The organism is Acaryochloris sp. IP29b_bin.148 (genome assembly GCF_028285565.1).
Classification (GTDB): Bacteria; Cyanobacteriota; Cyanobacteriia; order Thermosynechococcales; family Thermosynechococcaceae; genus Acaryochloris.
This window is the reverse complement of record NZ_JANQOY010000120.1, coordinates 1-4,633: the sequence shown is the minus strand read 5'-3', so window position 1 is coordinate 4,633 and position 4,633 is coordinate 1. Positions and strand designations below refer to the sequence as shown.

The 4,633-nt window shown below is 48.6% G+C and carries 5 protein-coding genes; 1 reads left to right on the top strand and 4 read right to left on the bottom strand.

What is annotated here, in order from left to right:
• Positions 1 to 131 precede the first annotated feature (131 nt).
• Positions 132 to 1,196: a folate-binding protein gene (locus Q0986_RS11300; protein WP_299410030.1), complete on the bottom strand. Its 1,065-nt coding sequence runs from the start codon at positions 1,194 to 1,196 to the stop codon at positions 132 to 134.
• 291 nt (positions 1,197 to 1,487) lie between these two features.
• On the opposite strand from Q0986_RS11300, the gene Q0986_RS11295 reads away from it, so the two are divergent.
• Positions 1,488 to 1,955 carry a photosystem I reaction center subunit XI gene (locus Q0986_RS11295; protein ID WP_299410029.1) on the top strand — a complete coding sequence of 156 codons (468 nt, stop codon included), beginning with the start codon at positions 1,488 to 1,490 and terminating at the stop codon, positions 1,953 to 1,955.
• Between the two features lie 84 nt (positions 1,956 to 2,039).
• Here the strand turns inward: Q0986_RS11295 and Q0986_RS11290 are convergent, their stop codons facing one another.
• The 3 genes from Q0986_RS11290 to Q0986_RS11280 all read right to left on the bottom strand — a co-directional run bounded on the left by Q0986_RS11290 (position 2,040) and on the right by Q0986_RS11280 (position 4,407).
• Entirely contained in the window at positions 2,040 to 3,617 is a 1,578-nt protein-coding gene (locus Q0986_RS11290) for an NAD(P)H-hydrate dehydratase (protein WP_299410028.1), read from the bottom strand.
• A 124-nt stretch (positions 3,618 to 3,741) separates the two neighbouring features.
• The gene (locus tag Q0986_RS11285) at positions 3,742 to 3,855 is read right to left on the bottom strand and encodes a Photosystem I reaction center subunit IX (protein WP_299410031.1); all 114 of its coding nucleotides are present in this window, start codon (positions 3,853 to 3,855) and stop codon (positions 3,742 to 3,744) included.
• A 48-nt stretch (positions 3,856 to 3,903) separates the two neighbouring features.
• Positions 3,904 to 4,407: a Photosystem I reaction center subunit III gene (locus Q0986_RS11280; protein WP_299410026.1), complete on the bottom strand. Its 504-nt coding sequence runs from the start codon at positions 4,405 to 4,407 to the stop codon at positions 3,904 to 3,906.
• Positions 4,408 to 4,633: the final 226 nt, after the last annotated feature.

Here is a 4,633-nt window from a genome sequence, read left to right as displayed (position 1 = left end):
GGTCTAAGACCGACGGCCTCAGGGTCACATAGATTTTGGCCTGATAGGTTTGTGTCACGATTCCCAAATGCATAGCGTTCCTCTTGAATGTACCTGATTTCAGGACACCCTCCGTCCAGGAATAATTGAGCCTAAGCTGTTGGGTTCGGGGTGGGCTGAGGATAGGTAAGAAAAGGGGCCTCAACTAAGGTCCCCGTCCCCGTTCCCACAGAAACACAGGTCCCAATATCCCCCGCCTTCGTTTTCACATACCCTAATCCCAAAGGCCCTTTAGGGGTTTCTACCAGACTGGTGAGCACCCCCACCTTTTTATCTGACACAGTGATGGGGGTATCTGTCGGAACTGTTTCGCTGAGCTGAATACCCCAGAGTCGCTGCTTAACCCCTTGATAAGTGTTCAGACGAGCAATCGTTTCTTGACCGATATAGCAACCTTTATCAAAGGAAATCGTTTGCCAAAGCCCCGCTTCTAGGGGATTAAAATCTTCGGTTAACTCAGCATCTGGTTTGGGCCGTCCTTCGGCCACTCTGACCTGCTCCCAAACCGTATCACCAAAAGGGTGAGCACCCTGTTCTATCAGGGCTTGCCACAGATCAGCGCCCGCCTCAGCATCGGCAAACAGCGTAAATCCCGGTGTAGTTAGCCCACTGCCCGCTGCAATCCGCACGGTTTGTCCCTTAATTTGGGCAGTAATATGGTGATTGATCGGCTCAGGGAGGTCTTTAATTCCCATTTTTTGCAGCAATTGCGCACTTTCTGGCCCCAAAAGGCTAAAGGTGACCATTTGATTTGTAATATCTTCAATGTTGACCTTGTCGCCAAAGAAAATATAGCGATCGCACCACTTCATTAGCTGTTCTCGGCGATTGGGGGAAACCAGTAACAGAACAGCATCTTCGGTGACATAAGCACTGACCAGGTCAATGGTCCGAGCCGTAGAGGTGACAAATACACTCTCACAACCTTCGCCGGGATTCAGGGTTTTGAATGTGTTGGTGGTTTGGTTGTGGAGAAAAGACAGCCGATCCTGATCGGTGACCTGAAGGCGTCCCCAGTGAGTGCGATCGCAAATAGCGACCCCCTCTTGAAGAGCCTGTAGGGCTAAGGCATCATTGCCAAAACTGAGGATTGTGCTGCCCTCCTCGGTCCATCGGGCTCCATTTTGGCGTTGCAGGTCTTGTAAGGTCTTAGACATGGAATAATTCGTTTAGTTCAAGAGCAGGGTTGACATTATTCTTTCGGCAACGGGGGAGCTATCAATGCTTAGCACAGAGTAAAGCCTATTGAAGAATACAAAAAAAGATTTCATTATGCTAAGAAATCTAACGCAATCCCTTGCTGGTGACCCTTTCTTCGTTGCAATTAGCAGAAACAATTCTGTTCTATGAGATGATGAGTCCCAGCATTATCTTTTCATTTATTCTATTACCCCTAGCTTCCAGCCATTTTACAGGGGACCCTAAGATTTGAGAGGAGACTTATATCAATGACAATGGACTTGGTCACACATGGTGGCGACCCCTTCGTCGGGGATCTTGCTACACCTGTTAATAGTTCTGGGATTGTTAAAGCCTGGATCAATAACCTACCGGCTTACCGCAAAGGCATGTCTGCCAATGCTAGGGGTTTAGAAATTGGGATGGCCCACGGCTATTACCTGTATGGTCCCTTTGCGACTTCAGGCCCTAGCACGATTCGGGGCACTCAGATGGCACTGGTATCGGGCGTGCTGTCAGCCAGCTGTATCATTATCGTCTTATCCGTTGCGATTCAGATCTATTCCAGTGTCTCTGTCGCCAAACCCCGCCCATCCATCACAACGGCGGATCCTGGTAACGACTTTGGCACTAAAGAGGGTTGGAGCGCAGTGGGTAGCGGCTTCCTGATCGGTGGCTGTGGTGGTGCCGTCATCGCTGGTGTTCTTTCCTATGCCATTGCTGCATTTGTTGGCTAGGAAGTCATTACACCAACCTTTACTATCCAGCACCCATTCCTAGAAATAGGTATTTGAGAAACTCGCTGAAAAACCCTCTGTAGCTTACAGGGGGTTTTTCGGTGATTGGCGAGCAATGGTAGGGATCAGGGATTTACAAAGTGTCAGCGGATCAACCCCTAACTCTGTTCGCTGGCGAGCAGCAAATAGTCCTGCTTGGGCATGCCACCAAATTCCACTACACAGAACTTCACTGAATGAATGCTCCTCCAGTGGCTGGCTCAAAAGTCCTGCCAAGATGCCAGTGAGCACGTCTCCACTCCCCCCACGAGCCAAGGCTGGGGTGCTGTCTGGGTTAATCCATAGCGGCCCTTGCGGTGGGGCTAGCATCACCCTTGCGCCTTTGTAAATAATGTAAGCATTGCTAGCCTGGGCAGCCTGTCTCACCCTTTGAAGTATGTCCTGGGGGGGGTGGGCAGGAAACAAGCGCTTAAATTCTCCAGGATGAGGGGTAAGGATGGTGGGTGCTGATCTAGCCTGAAGGATCTCGAACGGTTGATGTTGTGCTAGGAGATTAAGCCCATCAGCGTCCAAGACAAGGGGGCAAGCACAGTTCAACACCTCGCTTAAAATGGCATCTGTTTCCGTCGTTATGCCGGGGCCATAGGCAATGGCATCAAATGAGTCCAATAAGAGGTCTGAAGGTAGACTTGCGATCGCACCTTGTTCCGTCTCAGGACATGCGATCACTAACGCCTCAGGAACGGACTGCAATACCAGCGGCTTCAAAGAGGCTGGCACCGCAATCGTAATCATTCCCACCCCTGTTGCTCGTGCGCCCAAAGCAGTCAGCAGAATGCTGCCCGCATATTTCTGAGAGCCCCCGATTAATAGGCAGTGCCCCTGTCGATACTTATGGGTATTGGGATGGCGCTGTGTGGGTAGTTCTTTTTTCGCGGTAACCGATGTGATGCGGCGAATATCCGGCAGATCACCTAAAACGGCATTGATATCTGCAACGGGAATATCAAAATCAATCAGATGCAAATGTCCACTGTAGGGCAAGCTCTGGTCTTGGAGCAAACCTAGCTTCCACAAGCCTAGGCATAGGGTGTAGGTAGCTTGAATGGCAGTCCCCAGAACCGCTCCGGTATCCGTATGTAAGCCCGAGGGAAGATCAATACTGACGATGGGCTGGGACCAGGTATTGAGTTGGTGGATTAGATCTGCGATCGCACCCTCAATAGGCCGCTCCAAACCAAACCCAAATAGACCATCCACAACCACATCACACTGTTGAAGCAATTCTATTCTCTGGCTCATGTCCACCCCGAGGGAGACAACATACTGGGCATGCTGTTCAGTTAGCTCTTTTGCTCGAGGTAAAGGGCGGCAGACATGGACCTCATACCCTTGAAAATACAGCTCCCGAGCTACGACTAAAGCATCTCCACCGTTATGTCCTGGCCCAACTAAAATGCCTACCGATGTCTGTTGACATGGAAAAAAGGCCTGAATGCGTTGTGCAATCAGACCCCCAACTTTTTCCATAAGAGCAGGAACGGGCATTCCCGATAGAAAGATGCGAGACTCAATGTTTCGCATCTGTTCAGCTGTCACCACAGTTTGATGAATCTGGGTATGACGTTCACTAATGTGTTGTTCTAAATTTTTATCCTGCATCTCCCGTCAGGATATGCAACATTGCATCAAATCCACATATATAAACGAGAGAGGTTGAGTAACCTGCGCTAGAGCGATTAAAGTTTACGTCTAACATGGCTCTCAACCTAAAATTGCTTCCACCCTAGTACGGGAAAAACAAAATATCTGGGAAAAAGCGATTTAGCTCAACCAAGAACCCTGCTGTCAGAGTAAAAAAGATCAAAGCAATCACAGGAGCCGTACTAAAAAACTTCATAAAATCTTTCTCCGAATCAATTTTGAGTGGGTCTTCAACCCAATTCATCTATCGTGGTGAAGTTGTGACATCTGAGTCTGGAACCGTCAACTGACCAGTAGTCAACTCCTTGAAAGCAGTAAGTGGCCAAGCCATTGCTGCTAGAGTAGAAGAAATTGCCAAAGGCACATCGATAATGATCTCGCCCATTGCAGGGTTCTTTGGATTCTTCTTACGGTTCGCAATTTGGTAGTTGCGGCTCGCATTGCCAATACCACCAGCGATATAGATGAATAATAGACCGGGGATCAGAAAATCATTCGCACGACTCATCGGTCCACCTGCAATAATTCGGGGTAGACCATCGTCCGGGCCACACAAAGCTTTGCTATACATTTCAAAGCGTTTTTGACCCGAGTTGGGATCACTAGTCGTATTACGAGCTTTAGCAGCCCGCTCTTGAAATTGGGGGGACTCACTACAGGGAACGAGTCCACCAATATCAGCAGAGGCTGGAGGAACGACACCCAGCCAAAGTGTCATTACGAGAAGGACAGCAAACAATCGACGCATAGAAATTGTTTCCCTTAATAACGAAACAAGAATTGTTATGTAACAAAAAGCTTTAACTTTTTGCCAGCGTAGACGCATAAACTTAAACCCATCATACTCTTCCAGTAGGGTCTTGGTAAAGAATTGAGGCCCTTGAATACACGTATACACCATCAAGAAGTTACCAGTTTATGGCAACAGTTTTAGCAATTGAAACGAGTTGTGATGAAACTGCCGCTGCAGTTGT

What these genes read in the sequence shown, in the direction of transcription:
- Q0986_RS11300 (WP_299410030.1), bottom strand. Translation starts at nt 1,196, where the DNA reads ATGTCTAAGACCTTACAAGACCTGCAACGCCAAAATGGAGCCCGATGG.
- Q0986_RS11295 (WP_299410029.1), top strand. Translation starts at nt 1,488, where the DNA reads ATGACAATGGACTTGGTCACACATGGTGGCGACCCCTTCGTCGGGGAT.
- Q0986_RS11290 (WP_299410028.1), bottom strand. Translation starts at nt 3,617, where the DNA reads ATGCAGGATAAAAATTTAGAACAACACATTAGTGAACGTCATACCCAG.
- Q0986_RS11285 (WP_299410031.1), bottom strand. Translation starts at nt 3,855, where the DNA reads ATGAAGTTTTTTAGTACGGCTCCTGTGATTGCTTTGATCTTTTTTACT.
- Q0986_RS11280 (WP_299410026.1), bottom strand. Translation starts at nt 4,407, where the DNA reads ATGCGTCGATTGTTTGCTGTCCTTCTCGTAATGACACTTTGGCTGGGT.